General features: G+C 37.0%; 21 protein-coding genes. 8 read left to right on the top strand and 13 right to left on the bottom strand.

The annotated features are described in order from the left end of the window. Window positions 1–4: 4 nt before the first annotated feature. From NV377_RS15570 to NV377_RS15555, 4 genes are all read right to left on the bottom strand, one after another. A complete protein-coding gene (locus tag NV377_RS15570; RefSeq protein ID WP_258201707.1) occupies window positions 5–343 on the bottom strand; it encodes a winged helix-turn-helix transcriptional regulator in 339 nt (112 codons plus the stop codon). Window positions 344–622: 279 nt separating this feature from the next. Further along, window positions 623–1,615 (bottom strand): LLM class flavin-dependent oxidoreductase, encoded by a 993-nt coding sequence (locus NV377_RS15565; RefSeq protein ID WP_258201706.1) that lies wholly within the window; start codon window positions 1,613–1,615, stop codon window positions 623–625. Between the two features lie 33 nt (window positions 1,616–1,648). Then, window positions 1,649–2,131, bottom strand: coding sequence for an RrF2 family transcriptional regulator (locus NV377_RS15560; protein WP_258201705.1), 483 nt, complete (start codon window positions 2,129–2,131; stop codon window positions 1,649–1,651). Between the two features lie 271 nt (window positions 2,132–2,402). After that, window positions 2,403–2,675, bottom strand: a complete 273-nt coding sequence (locus NV377_RS15555) for a hypothetical protein (protein ID WP_258201704.1) — start codon at window positions 2,673–2,675, stop codon at window positions 2,403–2,405. A 327-nt stretch (window positions 2,676–3,002) separates the two neighbouring features. Between NV377_RS15555 and NV377_RS15550 the strand changes: the two genes are divergently transcribed. From NV377_RS15550 to NV377_RS15530, 5 genes are all read left to right on the top strand, one after another. Beyond that, window positions 3,003–5,042: an anaerobic ribonucleoside triphosphate reductase gene (locus NV377_RS15550; RefSeq protein WP_373425824.1), complete on the top strand. Its 2,040-nt coding sequence runs from the start codon at window positions 3,003–3,005 to the stop codon at window positions 5,040–5,042. 18 nt (window positions 5,043–5,060) lie between these two features. Beyond that, window positions 5,061–5,597 (top strand): anaerobic ribonucleoside-triphosphate reductase activating protein, encoded by a 537-nt coding sequence (gene nrdG, locus NV377_RS15545; RefSeq protein WP_258201703.1) that lies wholly within the window; start codon window positions 5,061–5,063, stop codon window positions 5,595–5,597. A gap of 195 nt (window positions 5,598–5,792) precedes the next feature. Next, window positions 5,793–6,122, top strand: a complete 330-nt coding sequence (locus NV377_RS15540; protein ID WP_258201702.1) for a PadR family transcriptional regulator — start codon at window positions 5,793–5,795, stop codon at window positions 6,120–6,122. Then, window positions 6,115–6,666 carry a DUF1700 domain-containing protein gene (locus NV377_RS15535; RefSeq protein WP_258201701.1) on the top strand — a complete coding sequence of 184 codons (552 nt, stop codon included), beginning with the start codon at window positions 6,115–6,117 and terminating at the stop codon, window positions 6,664–6,666. Before NV377_RS15540 ends, NV377_RS15535 begins: the two co-directional genes overlap by 8 nt. Window position 6,667: 1 nt before the next feature. Then, window positions 6,668–7,570, top strand: coding sequence for a DUF4097 family beta strand repeat-containing protein (locus tag NV377_RS15530; protein ID WP_258201700.1), 903 nt, complete (start codon window positions 6,668–6,670; stop codon window positions 7,568–7,570). A 148-nt stretch (window positions 7,571–7,718) separates the two neighbouring features. Here the strand turns inward: NV377_RS15530 and NV377_RS15525 are convergent, their stop codons facing one another. The 6 genes from NV377_RS15525 to NV377_RS15500 form a co-directional block, all read right to left on the bottom strand. Further along, window positions 7,719–8,060: a zinc ribbon domain-containing protein YjdM gene (locus NV377_RS15525; protein WP_258201699.1), complete on the bottom strand. Its 342-nt coding sequence runs from the start codon at window positions 8,058–8,060 to the stop codon at window positions 7,719–7,721. Between the two features lie 79 nt (window positions 8,061–8,139). Then, window positions 8,140–9,615, bottom strand: coding sequence for a protein adenylyltransferase SelO (locus NV377_RS15520; protein ID WP_258201698.1), 1,476 nt, complete (start codon window positions 9,613–9,615; stop codon window positions 8,140–8,142). Between the two features lie 131 nt (window positions 9,616–9,746). Beyond that, window positions 9,747–11,312, bottom strand: coding sequence for a sensor domain-containing diguanylate cyclase (locus tag NV377_RS15515; RefSeq protein ID WP_258201697.1), 1,566 nt, complete (start codon window positions 11,310–11,312; stop codon window positions 9,747–9,749). 126 nt (window positions 11,313–11,438) lie between these two features. Beyond that, window positions 11,439–13,604: a methyl-accepting chemotaxis protein gene (locus tag NV377_RS15510; RefSeq protein ID WP_258201696.1), complete on the bottom strand. Its 2,166-nt coding sequence runs from the start codon at window positions 13,602–13,604 to the stop codon at window positions 11,439–11,441. Window positions 13,605–13,890: 286 nt separating this feature from the next. Then, complete coding sequence (locus NV377_RS15505; RefSeq protein WP_258201695.1) at window positions 13,891–14,787, bottom strand: 3-hydroxyacyl-CoA dehydrogenase; 897 nt, start codon at window positions 14,785–14,787, stop codon at window positions 13,891–13,893. 151 nt (window positions 14,788–14,938) lie between these two features. After that, on the bottom strand, window positions 14,939–15,478 hold the full coding sequence (locus NV377_RS15500; protein WP_258201694.1) for a hypothetical protein: 540 nt from the start codon (window positions 15,476–15,478) through the stop codon (window positions 14,939–14,941). Window positions 15,479–15,575: 97 nt separating this feature from the next. Here NV377_RS15500 and NV377_RS15495 point away from each other — a divergent pair, with 97 nt between their 5' ends. Further along, a complete protein-coding gene (locus NV377_RS15495; RefSeq protein WP_258201876.1) occupies window positions 15,576–16,490 on the top strand; it encodes a phosphatidate cytidylyltransferase in 915 nt (304 codons plus the stop codon). Between the two features lie 143 nt (window positions 16,491–16,633). Here the strand turns inward: NV377_RS15495 and NV377_RS15490 are convergent, their stop codons facing one another. Then, window positions 16,634–16,831 (bottom strand): YwbE family protein, encoded by a 198-nt coding sequence (locus NV377_RS15490; protein ID WP_258201693.1) that lies wholly within the window; start codon window positions 16,829–16,831, stop codon window positions 16,634–16,636. A gap of 152 nt (window positions 16,832–16,983) precedes the next feature. Then, the gene (locus NV377_RS15485; RefSeq protein WP_258201692.1) at window positions 16,984–17,826 is read right to left on the bottom strand and encodes an aldo/keto reductase; all 843 of its coding nucleotides are present in this window, start codon (window positions 17,824–17,826) and stop codon (window positions 16,984–16,986) included. 158 nt (window positions 17,827–17,984) lie between these two features. On the opposite strand from NV377_RS15485, the gene NV377_RS15480 reads away from it, so the two are divergent. Beyond that, complete coding sequence (locus NV377_RS15480) at window positions 17,985–18,347, top strand: winged helix-turn-helix transcriptional regulator (protein ID WP_258201691.1); 363 nt, start codon at window positions 17,985–17,987, stop codon at window positions 18,345–18,347. 256 nt (window positions 18,348–18,603) lie between these two features. Here NV377_RS15480 and NV377_RS15475 read toward each other — a convergent pair whose 3' ends face one another. Continuing rightward, window positions 18,604–21,390, bottom strand: coding sequence for a glycoside hydrolase family 3 protein (locus NV377_RS15475; protein ID WP_258201690.1), 2,787 nt, complete (start codon window positions 21,388–21,390; stop codon window positions 18,604–18,606). Window positions 21,391–21,763: 373 nt separating this feature from the next. On the opposite strand from NV377_RS15475, the gene NV377_RS15470 reads away from it, so the two are divergent. Further along, on the top strand, window positions 21,764–24,892 hold the full coding sequence (locus NV377_RS15470) for an ATP-binding protein (protein ID WP_258201689.1): 3,129 nt from the start codon (window positions 21,764–21,766) through the stop codon (window positions 24,890–24,892). The last annotated feature ends 71 nt before the right edge of the window (window positions 24,893–24,963 follow it).

Here is a 24,963-nt window from a genome sequence, read left to right as displayed (position 1 = left end):
ATATTTACTCACGATTAGAGGAATCTGTCATCATTGTAAGATGCTTATCCCCCCACTCTGATAATACATTGAGCAGTTGTTTAACCGTTAAACCGTACTCCGTTAAGGAATATTCTACTTTCGGAGGAACTTGCACATATATTTTACGCTCTATAACTGAATCCTCTTCTAATTCACGTAGTTGTTGCGTTAACATCTTCTGAGTAATTTGAGGCATTTCTCGCTTTAATTCACCGAATCGATGTGTACCTTCTGTTAAATGACAAAGGATAACAGGCTTCCATTTTCCACCTATGACCTTTAACGTTAATTCAACTGTCTCTTTAAAATGTAAATTACCCAAGTCACATGACCCCTTACTTAATCATAATTTGACTTCTATGTTGAGAAGTCAATTATTAATCATTTATAGATACATCATACCATTATCAGACTGTATATCGAAAATTTTAAATCTATGTAGTATTCCTTAAATTGCTATTCTTTCTTAGTAAAAGGGTTGGACAGGTGAGTATTTACGCTCACTTCTCCAACCCTTCACTTATTACTTCAATATATTACTTTAATACGATACTCTGCCTATTGTTCGATGTATGTCCATACTCAACTCTTGAACGGAAACTTACATTAATTGTTGTGCTAACAATCGATATACATTCAGTCGAACCTCTTGAGAATGTGGAATTGTACAAATCATCGCTTCATCGAATCCATACGTTTGTTGCTCTTGAAGTAACTTATCTGCTACTTCTTGAGGTGTACCGACGAAATGCATTTTACGATTATCTTTAATAAACATACGGTCCATTTCAGACAGTGGATAATCTTGCGCTTCTTCAGGTGTCATACGTTCTACGATCTGCCCTCTCATCATAAGCATTCGAGAGATATCAAAAGGTTTCGCTTGAAATTCTGCTTCTTCTTTCGACTCAGCTGTTGTTACTGCGTACGAAACAATAATTTCTGGCTTTTCCATATAAACTGATGGCACAAAGTTTTGGCGGTATGCTTCAAATATTTCTTTCTCCATAAATCCATTAAAAAATTGTGCATAGGAGTAACCCAAACCTTTGCGACCTGCTTGTACTGCACTATTTCCACTAGAACCTAGTAACCATGCTTCTGGAAGTGGAACATGAGCTGGCGTAGCAAGCATCTTATTATAAATAGACGACTCTGGTGCTTCGTCATTAATGAATTTCAATGTTGTATCTAACTTTTCATATAAATGATGTAAATCTGGCTGACGACCTTCTGCTAATGCAAAGATAGCTGCATTATCTCCACCCGGAGCTCGCCCTACACCAAAATCTATTCTACCTGGAGCAAGTGCGCTTAAAGTTTTGAACACTTCTGCCATCTTATAAGGTGAATAATGCATAATCATTGTTCCACCAGTACCAACTCGAATCTTCTTCGTTTTCGCTGCAATATGAGCAACGATGATTTCTGGTGCAGAACTAGCAAATCCGTTCGTGTTATGATGCTCAGCCATCCACATACGCTCATATCCTAACTGTTCCGCTACAATTGCCAATTGCTCTGCCTTTATAAGTGCATCTAGTGCAGTATTGCCTTTTGTGACTGGAGCTTGATCTAACACACTTAACTTCATACTTAATCTCCCTCTCTATACTAATATCTATGTTTAATAAACAATTTTCGCGTCTAACCAACGATGAAATGATTCTATCTCTTGCTGATACGTTGCTGTTTGAAATTTCTCAACCAACGAGGCTATCGTTTCTTTTTTCAATACGGTTATCCATGCACTTTCAGCTTCTTCCATAAGATCAGACAGCAGACAACATTGTGCAGACGGTGAGATATGTAACATATCTTGAATAATACCGTTAGAAGAATATAATGATTGCTTTCCTTCGATTGCCATATAAATATCATAGACCGAAATCTGTTCCGGGCGACGCTGCAACTTAAATCCACCTTTAACTCCAGCAACAGAAGTGATTAGATCCGCACTCACTAATTTCCGTAACAATTTCTGAAAATAAGTTGGTGATGCACCTATTCGTTGACTAATGACTTCTCCTGGAAGGACTGCCTTATCCGGTAAGAAACTGAGCATAAACGTAGCATACACCGCTTGCTCCACTCCCGTTTTCATCTGCATAGTATCAATCACCTCATTTATTCATTCAGTTATTTATAATAATGTCACGTTTCAAATCCATAACCACTACTAAAGCGGATACTGATTGTCCGATTTAGTATATCCTTAATTGACAGTTGATACAATCTATCAGATATTTACAGTGCATTTCTAAAATCACGACGTGAGCAGTACGATGATTCTATCGTTTTTTGCTTAACAAAAAAGCGGACAGATATTAGCTGTCCGCTTAGCGTTATGAAGATTTTACGGTGATGCTGCCCACTTAGCATTATGAAGATTGTATGTTAATACTGTACGCATAAGTTTGAGGTGGTAAGCTCATTGTCATCGCTAAACTATGTTGAACATGAATAACCATTCCAATTGCTAGATCATCTAAACCAATTATTTCGCCAGCTTGATTACGAATGATTGTATTCTCATCAACATTGAGAACGACACCATTCACTCCTATTCCGTCTATCTGAATCGACTTATACTTTCCGATCTTTCTAATGCTAGTAATCACACCATTTCTAGCGACCATCATCGGTTGTTCCATCTTTTTCATCCTCTCTTTATCCCATGTTCACATACTTAACTTATTTATATGAAATGTTTGAACATTTCTCTACAACTAACTATTCTCACTCGCATGATGTGTCTAAATATCGAATCATCATTATTGTAGTCTAATTAGACTTAACATTCAAAATTTATAAGATATAATACATATAGTATCTAAATACAATAATAACAACTACATATAGTGTTTAATTATTATTTCGACTGTACTCGTTCACACTGAATAACATTTTCTAATGTTGTGTTACGAGCTGTTTTTATCATTATGGGAGGTCATCACTTGATTAATAACGATAGCAAACTGATGGAAATCATTGCTGAAATTACATTTTCCGATGCAGAGACGACAAATAGTAAGCGAGAAAATGCCAATATTGATGGAAATACCGCTATGGGAACTATGCTCCAATATGGTAGTGTCGTGTCCAAACAATTTTGTAAAACTCATGTGTTACAGCCGCATCACGCTTATGCTCATGAACATGGCGATATTCATATACACGATCTGGATTTTATGAATATGGGAACATTAACTTGTTGTCAGATTGATTTGCAGAAACTATTTGCTAATGGATTTTCCACTGGACACGGGTTTTTAAGAGAACCTAACGACATTATAAGTTATGCAGCATTAGCTGCAATCGCTATTCAAAGTAATCAAAACGATCAGCACGGTGGACAAAGCATTCCCTTTTTCGATTATGGCTTATCTGATGGTGTGCGTAAAACGTTCAAGAAAAGCTATGCTAATTATTTACGACAAGCATTACAACTTCTCCTTGAACTTAGTGATGAACAGTTATTACAGATGAAGCATTGGGTTCACAAAATGGAGTCAGAATGTAGCCATATGTTGCAAATTGATATGATTGAGCAGTATAAAGCGTTCGAACTAGAACAACTGATTCATTTGTATTCTCTTGATGAATCGACTGCCAATAAGATTCAACAATTCGCTTACAAAGAGGCTTATCGTGAAACAAATCGTAAAACATATCAAGCTATGGAAGCCTTTATTCACAATTTAAACACGATGCATTCTCGTGCGGGGGCTCAAGTTCCATTTTCCAGTGTTAACTTTGGTACAGATATATCCGCAGAAGGCAGAATGATATCGGAAAATCTTCTTCTTTCTGTTGAAGAAGGTTTAGGTAACGGCGAAACAGCGATATTTCCAATACTAATCTTCAAAGTTAAAGAAGGGGTTAACTATAATTCTGGTGATCCAAACTATGATCTGTTTAAACTGAGTTGTCGTGTATCGGCTAAGCGTTTATTTCCTAACTTCAGCTTTCTTGATGCTCCATTCAACGCTAAGCATTATATTGCAGGTAGACCAGAAACGGAAGCAACCTATATGGGTTGTAGAACAAGAGTGCTAGGTAATATCTATGGAGATGAAATTGTTAGTGGAAGAGGTAATCTTTCATTCACTACGATTAATCTCCCGCGTCTAGCCATTAAACATGGTATCATCTCTAATCGTGAACCGATGTTACAACAGTTTTTTGAAGCATTAGACCAACAGATTAATATTGTGATAGAACAACTATTGGATCGGATGAAGTTACAAGGAAAAAAGCGTGTGAAAAACTTCCCTTTTCTAATGGGGCAACATGTATGGCGAGGCTCTGAAAATTTAGAGTGGAATGATACAATCGCAGATGTTATTAAGGAAGGTACATTAACGGTTGGATTTATCGGATTAGCGGAATGCCTAACCGCGTTAATAGGCAAACATCATGGTGAGAGTGAAGAGGCAGAGCAACTCGGTCTTCGTATTATTACACATATGCGACGGCGTATGGATGAAGCAGCCAATCAATATCAACTTAATTTTTCATTAATTGCAACACCTGCTGAAGGGCTATCAGGTAGGTTTACTACTATAGATCGTCAGCAATACGGTACCATTATTGGAGTTACTGATCGCGATTATTATACGAACTCATTCCATATTCCTGTCTATTATCCATTAACAGCATACGACAAGATTACGAGAGAAGCACCTTATCACGAACTAACAAATGCAGGACATATTACATATGTTGAATTAGATGGCGACCCTGTTCATAATATTGAAGCTTTTGAGACCATTATTCGAACGATGAAAGAATCAGGAATCGGCTACGGTAGCATTAATCACCCTATTGATCGTGATCCTTCTTGCGGATTTTCAGGAGTTATTAAAGCGAATATTTGTCCTCAATGTGGTAGAAACGAAGATGATGACACTGTAAAATTTGAACGAATTAGAAGAATTACTGGTTATCTCGTGGGAACACTAGACCGCTTCAACAATGCTAAGAAATCAGAAGTTGATGACCGTGTAAAACATAACTAACGAAATAGGGTGAATTTGATGAAGCTAAGAGTAGCTGCACCACTTACTATAGATAGTATTGTTGATGGTCCTGGTCTGAGAATGGTCATATGGGCCCAAGGTTGTAAGCATTATTGCAGGGGATGTCATAACCCACAAACGCATGATGAACGCGGTGGCTATGAAATCGATAGTGATTGTATTATTGAGCAAATACAAAGCACGAAGCTTCAAAGCGGAATTACTTTATCAGGAGGAGAACCTTTTCTGCAAGCAGAAGCTTTGGTACCGATTGCTCAAGCTGCCAAGCAACTAGGACAAGATGTTTGGGCATATACAGGCTTCACTTGGGGGCAACTTCATGCCCTCTCGAATCCTCAGCGACAATACCAACTAGAGTTATTAAATTGGATAGACATCTTAGTGGATGGTCGATTTATTGAGCATAAGAAATCGGCCATACTTAGGTATAAAGGCTCTTCGAATCAGAGAATTATAGACGTACAAGCGTCATTAGAATTAGGCTACGTAGTATTACACGAAAATTATAACCGTCATGATGATCATACATCATGACGGTTTTTTGTACTAATTTTATCAGATAATAGCAGTCACTAGTATACTTATATGGATGTATAGCATAATATTTACAGCAGTACCTTGCATTATTCACTACTACCGGTTACAATCATAATTAGGTAGTGAACAATAAACAGTACTGAACAATAATATATACTAACTATTATGAACGTTGAATGGTGGTGTTACGCTATGGAAATTAATGTACAGTTTAAGAAAGGTGTATTAGAGCTTTGTGTGTTAGTGCTTATTCATAGAAAAGAGCGCTATGGCTTTGAACTTGTTCAACAAGTGTCTAACTATGTACAGGTTGCAGAAGGAGCACTCTATCCTCTATTGCGGAGATTAGTTACTGAGGGACGCTGTACAACGTATTTACAGGAATCAACTGAAGGACCACCTAGAAAATACTATAAGCTCACTGCTAATGGTGAGCAATATATGGATGAAATGCTTAAAGAATGGAATCAATTTGTGAATGATGTTTCTAGTCTATTGGAGGATGGTGCCACCCATGAATAAAGATCAATTTCTTACAATACTTCGTAAGGAACTTAAGTCTATGCCCATAAAGGAACAAAATGAATTATTAGAAGATTACGAAACTCATTTCGCATTCGGAGTACAAGCAGGCAAGACAGAAGAAGAAATTTCACTTGAGCTTGGTAATCCATTAGAGTTGGCACAAGAAGCTAGGGAGGAATATCTACGAAATCCTCCTTCTAAAATTAAAAAGTCAGAGTCAGCAACCAGAACTGTCTTTGCGATTATCGGATTGTTCTTTCTCAATTTTGTATTTGCGGTCGTTCCACTTGCTTTATCGATTTGGGTTACTTGGCTTTCCCTATCGCTAAGTGCGGCTATTATGGTTATTGCACCTGTGTTAGTTTTATTCAATTTTACGATCACCAGCCAATTCATTCCCGGTCAACTATTTGCCGCATTAGCGATTTCTGGATTGGGTCTCTTACTCTGCGCTGCATGCATTTATCTTGGCAAAATGCTTTTGAGCATTACGAAGTCTTACTATCACTGGAACGTTCGCGTCATTAAAGGAGGAAAATAATATGAGAAAACGTTGGATGCTTACCGCCATCATTCTAATTGTGGTCGGTATCACCGGTTTAACTTTTAATAAATTCGAAATGGATGACAAAACGATTATGAATGTTGAAAAAGAATGGACTTTCGATGCTCAAACTCTAAATAATATTACGATTATTGGTACATCCAATGATTTGGATGTTAAATTCGTAAATAGTGACAGTAATACAGGCTCAATACTAGTTAATGGAAATACCGATCAAGAAACCATTGAAAAAATTAATTTGGCATCCATTGTAGATAACAAATATGAATTAGATCTAGCGACTGATTTTAAATTTCAAATTTTTAACATGAATTTTAAAAGCACAAAAATTCATATTACAATTTCTCTTCCCAAGGATCATATTCTAGATGTTGTCGATATTGGGACTAATTCAGGAAACTTTAATATTGATCAAGTCCTTGCAAAACAAGCAACATTTACGTCAAAGTCTGGAAATGTTAACGTCATAAATGTAATAGCAGAACAAGCAACAATAACTACGTATTCTGGTAATCTTAAGGCGGAAAATATCCAAGCTGACGATGTATTGCTATCTACGAAATCAGGTAATATTAATGCTGATACTGTAACCGGTAATCTTCAAACATCTGTTAACTCAGGAAACATAAAAATCGATAATTTATCCGGTGAAGTTACTGCAAAAAGCAGCTCGGGTAACGTAGCTATTTCACAATCGACAACCCATGCGGCAGATGTTACTGTTGCATCAGGTAATGTGACATTTACCACTGCTGAAGGATTTAGCGGCTTCTATGAGCTACGCTCAAATTCAGGAAATATTCATGCACCTGACTCAATAGGAACTTCATCAGAGATCATCAAAATTAATACGAAATCAGGTAATATTAAAGTGAAATAATTTTTATAGATGTGTCTATTCATGTCATTGATAAAAAAAGGCTATCTCCCAGTACGATCAATAACGATCATACTGAGGATAGCCTTTTGCTGTATTATTGTAACTGTAATGCTAGCTCCACTCAACGATAAATGAATGGTCCACAAAGTTATACTTTTTTTACAAATTCGGACTTCAGCTTCATAGCTCCAAAACCATCAATTTTACAATCTATATTATGATCGCCATCGACCAATCGAATATTTTTCACTTTCGTACCAATTTTCAAAACGGAAGAACTTCCTTTTACTTTAAGATCTTTGATGATCGTAATAGTATCACCATCATTCAAAATATTTCCGTTCCCGTCTTTTACAATCTCGGTACCCAACGTATTGTCGCTTTCCGATTCCAACGTCCATTCATGAGCACATTCTGGACAGATCAACATATTTCCATCCTCGTATGTGTATTCAGAATTACATTTAGGGCAGTTTGGCAAACTAGACATATTGTTATATTCTCCATTCATTAATGTTCTACTCTACTCTTTCGTCATGAGTGGGATGATTCCTGTCCACAGTTATGAACTATGTTCCACAAAATGTTCGGTATGGCCCGCATTCCTCATCAGGCAAAGTAGCATACACCGCTTGCTTAGCCGAATGTTCGTATGGACTAGATAGCGCCTCTAGTAGTTTCACCATGACAGAATAATCGCTATGTCTAACGGCAGCATCTAATGCTTCTTCCACTCGATGATTACGAGGAATAATCGCTGGATTGCTATTACGCATCAACTGTTGGACTGCTTCTGTTGAATGTGGCTGCCTCCCCACTCGCTCCTGCCAATTCGTATACCATTGTCGGAAATCTTCCTTATCCACAAGTACTGAATCTTCAAGCTGATTAAAAGTTAACGCAATAAATGTGTTCGTATAATCCGCTCCGTATTTGTGCATGATGCCAAGTAAATCTTTAACTAATGCTTCATCTTGTTCCTCTTCGTTAAATAATCCGAGTTTCGCTCTCATTCCCGCCAGCCAACGATCAAAATATTCCGTTGCATAGTGAGATAACGCAGTTTGCGCTAACTCAACTGCCTCAGCATGATTGTTGTGAAGTAATGGAAGCAGTGTTTCAGCAAATCGTGAAAGATTCCAACTACCGATATATGGTTGATTCCCGTAAGCATAACGTCCCTCTCGATCAATAGAGCTGAATACTGTTGCAGGATCATAACTATCCATAAACGCGCATGGACCATAATCAATTGTTTCGCCGCTAATAGCCATATTATCAGTATTCATAACACCATGAATAAAACCTACTAGTTGCCACTGAGCAATTAGATGAGCTTGGTGCTTAATGACTTCCTCAAGTAAGTGCAGATAACGATTGTCATCTGAAGCAATATAAGGATAATGACGCTTTATCGTATAGTCCGCCAGTTGCTTAAGCTCTTCATCATCACCCCATTGTGATACATACTCAAACGTACCTACTCGGAGATGACTAGCTGCCACACGAACAAGTACAGCACCTGGCAAATTCGTTTCGCGTATCACCGTTTCACCTGTTGCAACAACCGCTAAGCTACGAGTAGTAGCAATACCCAATCCATGCATAGCTTCACTAATAATATACTCACGTAACATCGGTCCTAGGGCAGCTCTACCATCACCTCGCCTAGAATAGGGTGTGGGACCAGAACCTTTAAGCTGTATATCAACACGTTCGCCTTGCGGAGTAATCTGCTCACTTAATAGTATCGCTCTTCCATCACCTAACCTATTGAAATGACCAAATTGGTGTCCCGCATAAGCTTGAGCTAGAGGTATTGCTTCGTCTGGAATGATATTACCCACTAACGTTGCTACACCTTCTTCGCTTACGAGTGCTTTTGCATCTAAGCCTAACGACGTTGCCAATGATTCATTTATAATAACTAGCTTTGGTGACCCTACTGGCGTTGGATTAATTATTGTATAAAGTGATTGAGGTAAATCAATATAGCTAGTATCGAAATTCCAACCTGCATCTAATGGTACGTCTTTGTTAGTCATTGTTTAATCCTTTCTAGATCGTTATGTAAGATTAGGTTATACTCTCACAAGATTATTATACTCTATGTTGTTGTACGTACAGAAAAGGCACTTTTGCTGTTCTCAAGCAAAGGTACCGCTCCATGCCTATTCTATGATTCATTACCTTTAACGATACATTGATTTCTTCCACTATTTTTCGCTTCATATAAACATTGATCAGCCGCATCAAATAAATCTGAAAGGTTCGTTGTCGTAGTTGGATAGGCAGAGATTCCTGCAGATATCGTAATATAATCACCGCAAGGACTTAATGTACTTTCTATCGTTCTTCTTAATTTTTCAGCTACTTCAAAAGCTTCATCCTCATTCATATGCTGAAGGAGCAACACAAATTCTTCACCACCATAGCGGCAACAAATATCATCTTTCCTCGCGACTTCCCTCATTCTGTCTGCTAAAAACTTCAATACTTCATCACCGACTGAATGACCATACGTGTCATTTACTCGTTTGAAATGATCAATATCCAAAATAACAATCGAGAAAGCTGTTCCGTTATTGGTCCATTTTTGAGTTTGTTCATCTAATGTTCTTCTATTCGTCAGCTTAGTTAATGGATCTGTGTTGGACTGATGCGTAATAAAATCTACTTTTTCATGCAAAAAACCAAGACTATAAGTTAATGCCTTTTTTAATTGAATCGCTTCATAATACCAAGCTCTTACTTTGTTCAAACTTTCATTCTGGTTTTTCTCGGTACTAGATTCAATAAATCCAGCAAGTTTTTGCAATGGCTGAGCTATTAACTGAGAGATTAATGCAATAATAAACAATGATAACAATAGATAAGGCAACGATGTTAGAATCATTTCTTCCATCATATCTGTCGTTGGAACTAACGCGACTTCAGCTGGTCGCTGTGAGACAACTCCCCAGCCAACCATCGGAATATAAGCGTAACCAGCAAGCATATCTACATTCTGTGAGTTTACAACACGAGCTGCTCCACTTTGCTTGTTCATTAATTGTTGTACTACTGGGTTATCTGATACCTGATCATTTATTCGATCTTGATCCTGGTGATAAATAATATGACCATCTTTGTCTACAACATATACATATGATCCATCTTGATAGTAGTGCTGCCCTAGTATTTGATTAAGTATATTTTCTTCTTTTAAGTATAGGCTACCGCCAACAAGACCTAGATAATTCTGCTCCTCATCAAAAATAGGATAAGAAATGAAAATAATTAATCGTCCGGTAATCGATAAGTACGGTTTTGATACAATTGGTTTTTTTTCTCGTAATGCTTCTTTTCCACCTTCAGAATCCATAAGTTTACCAACTAAATCAAGTGTTTGAGGTGAGGTCGCTACGATTTCCCCTTCCCCATCAACTATAATAACGGAGTTAAAGGTATCAGTTTGATGTTTGAGTCTTTCAGTCTCTTTAAGCAACTTATCTTTAGCATCTGAATTCTTCATAAAAGAGGCAATATCTTTCGCACTTAATTCCAACGTTTGAAGCGTCATCTGAAAAAATACATCTGTCGTATTTGCTAATTTTTGAGCGTACACGCGATTAGTTTCTAATGTGTTATCTATTAAAGTTTTCTTACTCATCTTATAGCCCGATGAGGTACTGCTAAATAGTGTTAATATGACGGATAGCAACGCTACAGACAATATTAAATGTTTTAACGAAATCTTCATGAATGTGATGGCTCTCCTTTTTAGTATCTCCAACCAAATATATCATATTTTTATACTATTCATAGTCTTATTTCATAATAAAACGTCGTGCAGGACAATAGCCCTTACACGACGTTTCAAGTTGATTTATACTTCAAATTCAGATAAAATCTCCTTCAGTTCTATAGACAATTCATTCAACCTTTGTGCAGTTTCAATAAGATCCTCGCTAATCGATAATTGATTACTTGACGATGAAGCTACTTCTTGAGATATTGCGGTAGATTGTTCGGCAGTAGCACTTACGTGTAGAATCATCTCTGATAACGTAGATTGAGCCGTCTGCAAATTATTAACGGAATAAGAAGCATGCTCGATTTTATCTACAAATTCATTCATCCTACCGTCTACTGTTTTGAATATTGTATCTACTCGTTTAACAACTGAGATTTGTTCCTGATAGATTGGGTAACTCGCATTCATTGCTTGCACGGTTTGCTCGATTTCACTTACAATCGTACCAATAATTTCACTTACAACAATGATAGAGCCACGAGATTGGTCAGCAAGCTGTCTAATTTCCTTAGCTACAACCATAAAGCCTCTACCATGCTCACCCGCTCTAGATGCTTCAATTGCTGCATTAAGTGATAATAAATTGGTATGCTTTGCAATATCATCAAGTAACACAAGTATCTTTCTAATTTCTTTTGTACTATCCATCAATTTCTCAGCTCGATCGACCGTTCCTTTTGTTAATTGTTCACCGTCATTCGTCTTTTGCAAAAGCAAATTCATTTGAACAATTCCACTACGACTCTCATCTTTAACAGCGACTGCTTGTTGCTGCATATCGATATTATTTTGTACAAGAACAATCATTTCATCTTGTATCGCTAACGCATGTGAACTTCCACTTTCAGATTGAGTGGATAGCTCGTCCGCTCCTTTTGCAATTTCATCAGTAGCAATGGATATCTCTCTAGCCGAAATATCCATTTGCTTAGATACCATTTGCAATTGGTTAGATGTTGATAGCACATAATCTAACGCTCCACTAGTTCTCGATATTAACTTAGCTACATTATCGGCCATATTATTAAAACTTTCACCGAGTGCACCAATTTCATCTTTTCGTTGTATGTTCATTCGTACAGAGAGATTACCTTGTTCAACTTTCTCCATTAAGTTTCCAATTTCCTTGATTGGTCTCCCTATCATCCGAGCAATAATAACTCCTAATATTATTGAAATGATAATGGCGCCTGCTATATTTAATAATGTTACCGTCAATATACTACTGATCCCTTTAGTTAGATCTTTAATCGGAATAGATTGCTCCAATCTCCAACCCGTGCGTTCAGATGTGCTATATACAATTAGAGCATCGTCTTTAATAAATGAACCATCGGGTTCGGCTTGTTTATTAGTAGGAATCGTTATATTAGAATGCGTTCGTTTCTCTGATGCTTCATCTTTTGCATCTAATGCCTCATCTATTTTGATATCTTTTGCTTCAACTATTTTAACGTTTGTTTTGTCATAGTAGACCAATTCGCCGCTAGCCTCAACCAACTCTGGCATTTGCCCAGCGCTTACTGCAGAATTCTCCAATGCTCCAGCTATAACATCTTCTTTGAATTCGATAAATAGTAAATAATTACCGGAATTTGTTTTGATCATCTTACCCATGGATATGTAATTAACTTCTTTACCTTCTTCTCCTTTTTCAATAGCCCCAAGCCAACTAACTTTTCCGTTTCCAGCAATAATTTGTTCAAAATAAGGCTTATAAAAATCTATTTTGACATTGCCGTTATTGGATGTAAAAAACGCTGAATTATAATCTCTACCTGTATCTAATTGGGTATAAGTTTTTTCGTCAAACAAGTGAATATATACACCATTGGTTGTAGCTGCTTGCTTAAGTTTCTCAAAAATTTTACCCTCAGTAGCCATTCTGTTTTCAGTCGTTCCTGATTCAATTAAGTTCAATCGATAGGACAGATCGCTCATTAAATTTTGATCTAGTATAAGTTGTACTGAAATATTCTCATAGAAATTCAATAAATAATCTAGTTTCTCTGATGTTTGTTGTAAGCTTTGTGTAGAAACCTCCGCTACTTTTGTTTCCATCGCATTTTTCGATACAGAATAAGAAATCATTCCTACTGCTATAACCGCACATACAATACTTACGAAAAAAAACAAAAACAACTTTGTTCCTATTGAATTTAGAAATCCACCTCTACCTTTTGATGTTACTATTCTCTCTTTATCCCTTTCATTGAAAGCGCCTACATTAAATTCCATGTTTGTTCCCCCCTACATGAACTTTCCTATTAATGATTAATGTAAATATAATTAATATAACCATTATTTATTAATGTTTATATTACAACATTGTGTGATAACTGGCAATCTATTTAATATCATCCATTACTGTATTTTTTACACATAACAAACAGTCTGTCCTGCACTATATTTTAAAAGCAAACGCCCTCTCACATTCCATTGAATGGTGAGAGGACGCAGCCCTTGGTTTATGTTAATCCTTGATTGTGTCACTTGGGTATAGGGGTAATTCATTAATCATTTTTCATATCAGAAATTCTGGTTTCAAGAAATTAGGATTAGGATATTTGTAGAAGCCCTCTCCAGTAGCTCTTCCAAGCTTTCCTGTATCGATATATTCCTTTTTTAATAAGTTAGCTATTTTTTCGTATTGTTCATTGCCCGTAGCTTTTGCTTTAGCTAGTCCAATATTATACGCTGTGTTAATTCCTACAACATCGAGTATGGCAAACGGACCGAGCGGTGCTCCTGTTCCTACCATCCATGTTTTATCAATCGTTTCTACATCAGCAATTTCTTTTATAAGAAGTAATTGTGCCGCATCTAGTAAAGGTACTAATAATGAATTCAAAATATAACCAGGCTGTTCTTTATGCAAAGGCAAAGCAACCATTCCAATAGCTTTTGCAAATGCAATAACATCTTCAAAAATCTTCGTGTCTGTACCTGGATGTTTCATAATTTCAGCAGTATTGTTTTTCCAAATCTCATTAGCAAAGTGCAACGCTAAAAATTGCTGCGGTCTACCTGTAGATTCGGCAAATTGGCTAGGTAATAAAGTTGAAGAGTTCGAAGCAAAGACCGTTTTTTGAGGGGCTACTTTACCTAACTGCTCATAGAAATCTATTTTCAATTGCACTACTTCAGGAATTGCTTCAATGACAAGATCTGCTTCCGCCACCGCTTTAGCTAACTCAGAATAAAAAGAAATCCGATCATATGCTGAATTGACTTCTTGTTCTGTAGCTGCTAGATCCTCTTGATAGCGCGGTTTTAACTGTATAATTCTTTCTTTAGCACGTTCCAGCACTTCGTCGTTAATATCATATACCGATACATTGAACCCTTTAAATGCGATTTGATAAGCAATTTGACTCCCTAACACACCACTGCCTGCAACCGTTATATTTCTATAATCCATAATCATCCTCCATTTCAATTGTAATTCACCATTCACATTACGTTACCCTGAATTAACAAACCTATACCTTTTAACATGAAGGGGCATACAAAAGCAAAATCAGCTATCGCATAACATACGGTAACTGATTGTAATATAGATAATAAAAATTCTATTCATATTTGTACTGACTTAATTTACCCTCGTAAATTAAGTCTAATTTCTCACTCTGCCTAAAATCATCTGGTGTAACTAATGCTGGAAGCTTATTCCACAACTTAATACCTGAACGCTCCAGTATTTCCGCTACAAATTGTGAACAAAAATAAGAGTTACTAAATTCAACCGGCTCTTTGAGCGCGATACCAATCACGCCTAAAATATTATAGAGATATTTTCTATCACTACGAATAAAAATATGTAAAACTCGCTTCATTTTCACTACCTCACGCTCAGATACTTGAAGCTCGTAGATCACACATGTCGTATTTGGATATTTGCTAAATGTGCCATTCTTAAGATCTTCCTTAACAAATCCACCGTTGAGAGGGTTATTAGGATGCTTTCTCCCAAAGCTATACAGTTCAGTTAGTTGTCGGTCAAATGATATCGAAGCATGGTTATAGGGAGCCTTCGTATAACCTTGAATAACTTTCGTAAATAACGTTCCTGTATTGGTAAGTAAAATATAAATTGATCGATTATCTGACATTCCTAAAATAACCCCTTATCAAGATTGTATATTTCCTTCATAATAACATATGATCCCTTTTATGGAATCGTATCTCTTATTAAGTTGGTGATTAGCACTGAATAACTCACTATGGAAGTTAGAAATAATAATAGCAGCCGTCGCAATAATTCAATTACTCTATGTTGTAATACGCAAAGTACAACCGATTAAAGACTACGAAAATATTGGATCTCGCATCAAAATGTGGTGGGGGATGCTTATCATTTTTGGTTTGGCTACTCTATTCAATCCGGTAGTATCGCTCATTTCCTTAATGGGACTTACCTTCTTTGCACTAAAAGAATATTTCTCTATGATAAAATCGAGCAAAGCAGACAGAAGATTATATCTTTGGGCATATTTATCTATACCTTTGCAATTTTATTGGATCTTTATTGAATGGTATGGAATGTTCATTATATTTATCCCTATTTATGTATTCTTATTACTACCTATCCCCCGATTAATTAATAAAGGTACAGTCGGATTTCTCCGCAGTATCAGTTCGGTTCAATGGGGACTTATGCTAATGGTATTCGGTCTAAGCCACCTAGCATATTTCCAATTTGCAACGCCACAATATGGGGCTGGGCTAGTGTTGTATCTTGTTATCTTGACGCAACTTAATGATGTTGTGCATAATTTAACATCGATATATTATAGTAAAGGAAAAGTCGTTCCTACAGCTAATCCTAATCTAACTTGGGCTGGTTTCACATGTGGATTTGTGGCGACGACCGTTGTATCATTCTTTATCTATCCTTACCTAACACCGCTAGACCTGACATTCGGAATTTTATCTGGTATGCTTATTAGCTTAAGTGGTTTCTTGGGCAGTCTAACCGTTTCTGTATTGAAGAGAGATTTACTACTTGGCGATGACAACAAAATCGAGGCGTTGAAAAAGAGTCACTTGAGTAGAATTGATAGTTTAACTTATACTTCACCTGTATTTTTCCATGTTATTCGTTATTTCTTTGATTTTATGTAAAGTTTTAACCCGGTAGCAACGTCTGCTGTTCAAACAATTTTTACAAATGAAAATCGTTTGAGCTTTTCCTACAATATAAAGGTCAACAAAGCAACTTACATTATAAAGTTGCTCTAGTTGACCTTTATTATTGCTATTATCAGTTAACCATTTACAATATGTTGAACTCGACCCACTCGGCCATCCTCAAGTCTAACTTTAATGCCATGCGGATGTTGCGGTGAATTCGTTAGCAAATCTTTCACTATTCCACGTGAAGTCTTCCCCGTGCGTTGGTCCTGCTTTAATACGATATCCACTTCAAGTCCTGGCTTAATATTACTTCTTAATTTTCCGTCCATAGTATGTTTCATCTCCAGCTTTATATTATCAGTAATCCTTATCGTAACATAACTTATACTAACGTTCTATGTAAGGAAAATCAAAAAGGGGATTACTCCTCAACTATAATCTGAGAAGCAATCGCCCTATAAACATGCTTTATTGTATATGATTAAAAATCGAAGTTATCAGGATCTGGACCGACGCGTTCGTTTTGATCTAATCCATCAATGCACTCCATATCTTCTTTTGTCAGTTCAAAATCAAATAATGATGCATTTTCAACAATACGATGCTCTTTTGTTGATTTTGGAATAGTAACGACGCCATTTTGTAAATTCCATCGCAAAATAACTTGAGCTATAGTTTTACCGTACTTCGCTCCGATTTCTGCAAGTTCAACGTTATCTAATAACTTACCTTGCATTAATGGAGACCATGCTTCAAATTGAATGCCGTTTTCCTTACAAAATGCTTGCAACTCTTTTTGAATTAAGCGCGGATGATGTTCCATCTGATTGACCATTGGTTTAATCTCTGCAGTTTTCATAACTTCTTCAAGCTGATGTATAAGGAAATTACTAACACCTATTGCTTTCACACGACCTTCTTTATAAAGCGTCTCTAACGCTCTCCATGATTCAGTGAATTTACCTGCTACTGGCCAATGAATAAGATATAAGTCCAAGTATTCAAGACCTAACTTTTTCAAGCTTGTCTCATACGCAGCGATCGTTGACTCATAACCTTGATCAGCATTCCATACTTTAGACGTAACAAAGATATCTTCTCTTGAAAGACCTGTTAGTTCTAAGCCTTGACGAATTCCACGTCCAACTCCCTCTTCATTACCATAAATAGCTGCAGTATCGATACTGCGGTATCCGTGTTGAATCGCTGTTTTCACTGCATTTTCTAACTCAGCGCCTTCCTCTACTAGGAATACTCCTAGTCCTAACATCGGCATTTTCACTCCGTTATGAAGCGTTGTTGTATCTTGTAAATTATTAACCATTATCTTTTCCTCCATTATTTACATCAATATCGTATCGAGTTATGAAGTAGTTATCATCGCTCGTTAATGCTATGATAGGATAAAACGAACAAATATAACAGTACGCACTTTAAAGTACTGTAGGCACTTAAAAGTACCTAAACATCTGGAGGCATACAATGATTAAGAAAAAATATAATATTTCAGTCGAAGCAACACTTGAAGTCATTGGTGGAAAGTGGAAATGTGTAATCTTGTGCCATCTCACGCATGGAAAGAAACGGACAACGGAATTGAAACAATTGATGCCTCACATTACACAGAAGATGTTAACGCAACAATTACGTGAATTAGAAGCCGATGGCATCATTAATCGAATTAGTTACAACCAAGTTCCTCCGAAAGTTGAATATGAACTAAGTGACTATGGAACAAGTCTCAGCAGCATATTAGATTCGCTATGTAATTGGGGCGAGCAACATATTATTAGACAATACGGCGATAAATATTCCGTTCTAGAAGAGAATTCATTGAATACTTAACTTTTTGTATAAATAAAAATACGCAAGGGACTGTTTCCTTATAGGAAGCAATCCCTTGCGTATTTGAGTTTTAAAGGTTCAAAATGCGGGCTTTCAGGTCCAAGAAGATGAAGCGCTACTTGCGGAAGGTGGAAACGCAAGTGTACGTTATTGGTACACGCGGACCGCACTTCCCAAGTTCGCTTCATATTCGCCGTCGACTATGCTACGTTAGCTTTACCATCGTCATCAAAGTCCGCTTTTTGAACTACCGTTCTTACAGTTGCTTGAACTCAATCCATTCGATTTGCATCCCCGGCTTAACAAAATCAAGCTTCATCTCATATAGACCAACTTCTAGATCTACTTTTATCAGCTTCTGCTTAACCCATTTACCTTCTGTTCCATTCATTGAAATTGTCGTCATTAACTGATCGTTCATCATTACATTAGTTGCTGATTGAGCTGTATTAAATTCCTGCGACATAATATTAACGATAAGACGATACTCACCCGCTTCATCTACCTTCATATAGATAGCTTCATTCACGGCAGGTTTAATTTGTGCATTATCAGATAAAGATTGAATTTCTACTGGAGTAAGAGAAGGATTAGCTGTTACTTTCGCAACAACATCTTCAATGACGTAATCTCTTGTAAATACAATAGAGTTCATAATAAACTCACAAATATTTATCGCACTACGCTGTAATTCACCAATTGTTAATGTACCGTTCTCTAATGATTCGATTGTATTGTCATCCAAGGAGTTAACTTCAGCTCCATAGTTATTAACGACCATGTATAGATCATTTTGTGCACGCACCATAAAGTTAGTGTTCTTCATACTAGGTGCTCCACCATGGACAACATCATTCATAACTGCCCACCAGTCTGTCATCACAATGCCTTTGAAGCCCCATTCTTCACGAAGAATCGTTGTAGTCAAATCATAGTTAGATGCAGTCCAATGTCCGTTAATCGGGTTATAAGCAGTCATAATTGAATTTGCTCCGCTTTGTTTTACGGCAATTTCAAACCCTTTTAAGTAAATCTCACGTAGTGCACGCTCAGATACAACAGCGTCAACCTTCGTACGGTATTGCTCCTGATTGTTACAAGCGAAATGCTTCAGTGTAGCGTTAGATCCACCTTTTTTAATGCCACTTGTACATGCCGCAGCAAAAGCACCGGATACTAGCGGATCTTCTGAGAAATACTCAAAGTTACGTCCATTAAGTGGACTACGGCGAATGTTTAGTCCAGGTCCTAGTAGAGTATCGATATCATTTCTAAGCAGTTCTTGACCTTCCATTACGTAAAGTCTTTCAACTAATTCTGTATCCCATGTTGCAGCAAGCAACGTTCCGATTGAAACTTGTGTTGCTTTATGTCCACTGTCCATACGAATACCAGAAGGACCATCTGCGCAAGAAGCAACCGGAATACCAAGCTTGTAAAGATTATCGCTAATTCCACCAAAAGCAGAAGCTGTTCCTGGTGTTACAAGCGGACTACCCATACCTTCACCTCTAACGATCGCAGCAAGGTCTTGATCACTAAGCTGAGCAATAAATGTTTCGATACTTACTTTTTTGTCGTAAACATCTTGTAATTTATATCCTTGGTCTCCCGTTTGCTCGATTGTTTTCGGTAAGTTCTGTTCAATACGTTGTGCTAACGAAATTTGTTGTGTTGGCACGTCAACAGAGATAAGTTCATACGTTCCATCTGCCTTCAATGAACCTGGTGCCATTCTTGTAAAGCTTTCTGTTGGTGCCAATGCTTCAGTTAGTTGCTCAACTAGTTGAATCGTTTCCACAACATAACCGCTTTGACCTTCTAGACTAACGTTTACTGTATTTTTCACGCTGTTACCAACATGTAACTTGTATGTTCCTGCCTCTAATACATAAGCAGAACGATAGCCTGTAACACCACTATCATCATATGATGCCATAGAGTTAACCGGGAAACTTACCGTCAATATTTGAGTTTCTCCTGGTTGAAGTTCCTTCGTCTTACCGAACGCTGCTAGTACCTTCACTGGCTGACCTAACTTACCTTGTGGTGCTTCATAATAAACTTGGATAACTTCTTTACCCGAGAATTGATTGCCCGTATTAGTAACCGTAGCGCTAATTTCAATAGCATCGACACCCGCTTGCGAAGCTAACTTCGCTTCTACTTGAGCAATGTCAAAATTCGTATAGGATATACCGTAACCGAACTCAAACTGAACTTTCTGAGGGAAAAATGTCTCGAAATAGCGATAGCCAACATAGATATCTTCTTCATAAATGGTCGTAGTCTCATTGCCAAATTGAGGAGTTGAGGGATAATCCTCAATTGTATATGCAATGGTATCTGTTAGTTTACCACTAGGCGTTACATCTCCAACTAATACATCAGCAATTGCGTTACCACCCTCCATGCCACCATGCCATGCATAGATTACCGTTGAAATAGGGTTAACGTAACTTGTATTATTCAACCAACTCATATCAATAATATTCGATACGTTCAATACAACGATCGTTTGCTCGAAATGTGCTGTTACGACATGTAACATTGCTTTTTCATCAGCTGTTAATTGATAGCTTCCTGGCTCGTTGGCATTATCTTTATCTTCCCCGGCTGTACGTCCAATAACGATAATTGCTTTGCTTGAATTACTTCTTGCCTCTGATACTATCTCATCTGATAATGGCATTTCCTTTTGGAACCATGGCTCAGCAGCCCAACCGCCTCCACCATTATCGAAAGGATTTTGTTCAATCCATTGCTCATATGTAGAAGCTAATTGTTCATTAACTGTAACGTTACTCTTACTACGAAGACCGTCTAATAGATTCGTTGTATGTGTAACATTAACACTACCACCAGAACCCGTACCACTACGGTAATAATTAATTTGAGTTCTTCCGAAAATTGCAATTTTATCCTCGTCTTTAAGAGGAAGAACATACCCTTCATTTTTCAAAAGTACTGCACCTTGTGCTGCTACTTCTCTACTAAATTCCGCAAATCCCTCTAATGGGATTCCTAATTGTTGTGTACTCAACTCAACCACTCCTCATTACTAATTAATTGTATAGTATTTCAACTTATGTTAAGAAATCTATGTAAATTGCTATTGTAACAATACTCAAGGTAACTTTTTCATTCACCTTTATTGTGTTAATGCTTATATACATAATAGCCCAACAAAGGTGCAAATTATAGTACGAAAAACAGTGTAAATTATATGCGATTTTGCCTTTCTCTTCACATTAGACTCTTGTAGATCGTGAAGGCCTTGTTCTTTCAATTATGTTCTATTGCTTAGAGTAGAATTTGTACCCTTGAAAGACTTGACCCATTTACAACCTCTCTTGAGACCAAAGCGTATAGAAAATAAAGGAATAAACGTTAATTATGTCGAATTTCTTTGTACTATGATGAGAATAATAAATAAAACCACTCCGAAATATATATTTCTAATACTATTGTTTATTGGTATGCTTCTAGGTTTTCGTTTGGCTTGGTCTACACTATTTACTACACCGGAGCATCCTGAAGCTGTCCATGGTGTACTTGATATGCGCAATTGGAATTTAAGTAATTCCTCTAGCATACCATTAAAAGGTGAATGGACATTTTACCCTGACCAGCTCATATCTCACTCCGATATAGAGTCAGGCGATAACCAATCTAGTTATATTCAAGTTCCAGGAGATTGGCGGAGCTTGATGACAAATGAGGAAAATAGCCCGATGGGATACGGAACATACCGACTACGTATTCTAGTATCTCCATTAGAGGAACCGATCTCATTTTGGATGCAAGGAATCGAAGCTGCTTCTTCCATAGAGATTAACGGAGTACCTACAAGCAACATTGGAGTTATTGCAGAAAATGCTAGTGACTATCGACCTGATAATGTTTCTTATACAGCATCATATTATGTGGAAGGGACGACAGAAATTGAATTAATTGTACAAGTATCGAACTTTGATAATCCATTAAGTGGTGGTATTACGCGCGCAATTCAATTTGGATCGCAAGCTGCAATCGACAATATCCATTGGTATTCTATCGGATTTCAACTTGTCATGTTTGTCGTATTATTGCTTCACTGTTTGTATGCTTGTATTCTCTATTTATTCAATCGACGAGAGTTGAACTTGTTAATTTTCGCGCTACTGACGATGATAGTTGGAATATCTATTGTAGCCGATCATGATAATCTACTCATGCTATGGCTACCTATTAGCTATGGATGGGGACTCAAAATTAAATTACTTAGTTATATGTGGCTTGCTTTTTTAATTGTTGTCCTCTTCAGAAGATTCTCATCTACTTATAATTTGAAGAAATTGTTTCATATATATAGTGTTTCATTTATTGCTTACTCCATATTTTTAGTAGTTGCTACGACACCATTTGTGTATAAATCAATCGAGCTAGACTTTTTTAAAATATACTATTTTTTACCGTTTGGATTTTTAGCCTATTTAGTAACAATATTGACTTTTAAGAAACCAAATAATACTGGTTCCATTTTCTTACTATTTTCCGCAGCAGGTATTATATCTAGTGAACTATGGGGAGTACTTAGTTTTGAAAGCGATGTTATTTATGTTTACTATCCCATTGATATTATCGCAGCCATTGTTGGTTTCTCTGCTTACTGGTTCAATAAGTATTTCCATAATGCCCAAGATAATATGAAGCTGAACGAACAACTACAACAATCTGATAAGGTGAAAAACCAATTTCTTGCCAACACTTCTCACGAGTTACGAACGCCGTTGCACGGTATTATGAATATTGCTCAGACCGTTGTAACGAAAGAAAAAGAGAAGATGAATGCTAGTAGCGTTAAAGATATGGAGCTACTTATAACCATCAGTCGTCGCATGTCGCATATGCTTGGCGATCTACTCGATGTTGCAAGAATTCAGGAACATCATATCGTACTGCAACAAGAACCATTAATGCTTCGTTCCATTGTACCTGGTGTAATTGGCATGTTAAAATTTATGGTTGAAGATAAACCTATCCAACTACTTATGGATGTTTCTGAATCTATCCCGCCAGTAATGGCAGACGAAAAAAGACTTGTACAAATTCTATATAACTTATTACATAACGCCCTCAAATATACGGAAAGAGGAACAATTACTGTGTCCGCCGAGTCCCAAGGAGAACATGCCATCATCCATATTTCTGATACTGGTGTAGGTATGGATGAGGAAACACTGGAACGAATTTTTCTTCCTTATGAACAAGGCTCTTATGGCATCAGCGATGGAAGAGGTCTCGGTCTTGGGTTAAGTATTTGTAAGCAGTTAGTAGAATTGCATGGTGGTACATTAACCGTTCGCTCTGAACTAGGTAAAGGTTCAATATTCAGTTATAATCTGTCGTTAGCAGATGCAGACGCTATTTCAGTATCGCGAGATTCACATACAATTGAAGATTTAATAACTGATATAGAAGAACAGAACAACGGATTAATTTTTCCAAATATTACACTGGGAGAATTAACAACATCTGTTCATATCCCACCGCTATTGAATAACAGAAAGGTTAATATTCTCGCAGTCGATGACGACCCGATTAATTTAAATGTGCTTGTTGGTATTCTATCAACTGAGCCATATCATATTACAACAGCCAATTCAGCTCGGCAAGCATTGGAAATATTAAGTACACAACAATGGGATTTGCTTATTACCGATGCTATGATGCCACATATGTCCGGCTACGAGTTAACGCAGAAAGTAAGGGAGCATTACACCGTTTCGGATTTGCCGGTTCTGCTATTAACTGCTCGAAGTCAACCTGCTGATATTTATACTGGGTTCTCATCAGGTGCTAATGATTATGTAACTAAACCAGTAGATGCACTTGAGTTGAAATACCGAATTAGAGCACTAATTACATTGAAGCAAACGATTAATGAGCGTTTACGCTTAGAAGCTGCTTATCTTCAAGCACAAATTCATCCTCATTTTCTATTTAACACGCTGAATTCAATAATGGCACTAAGTGATATAGACACCGAAAAAATGCGGAATTTAGGCTACGCTTTTGCATCATATTTACGGATCAGCTTTAACTTCCTTAATACTGGGGAACTAGTTGAGCTTTCTCATGAACTAGAACTTGCTGAAGCTTATTTATATATTGAAAAAGTACGTTTTGAAGATAGATTGATGATTGAATGGGAAGTAGAAGAGGGAATTAGCTTGCTTCTTCCTCCGCTCTCCTTGCAGCCATTAATTGAAAATGCAGTTAAGCATGGCGTCCTTAGTCAGAACAAAGGCGGTACCGTTCATATTCGAATTACACAACAAGAAAACTACACACTAATTGAAGTAATCGATAATGGCAAAGGTATGGATCAAGAGAAAGTAATGCAACTGTTGAATCCAACTATGAAAGGAAAAGGCGGTATTGGACTTTCCAATACGAACCGACGATTAACACAATTGTACGGTCAAGGCTTGTCTATATACAGTAAACCTAATAAAGGGACAACCGTTTCATTCATCATTCCAGATCATTACAATAAGTAATCTACTGTGTATAATTAGACTATTGTACAGTAATGAGAACAAATATATTCCCACGAAAATTGACTATATAG

The organism is Paenibacillus endoradicis (assembly GCF_024721975.1).
The sequence above is the reverse complement of the archived record's forward strand: the minus strand, read 5'-3'. Positions and strand labels throughout refer to the sequence as shown.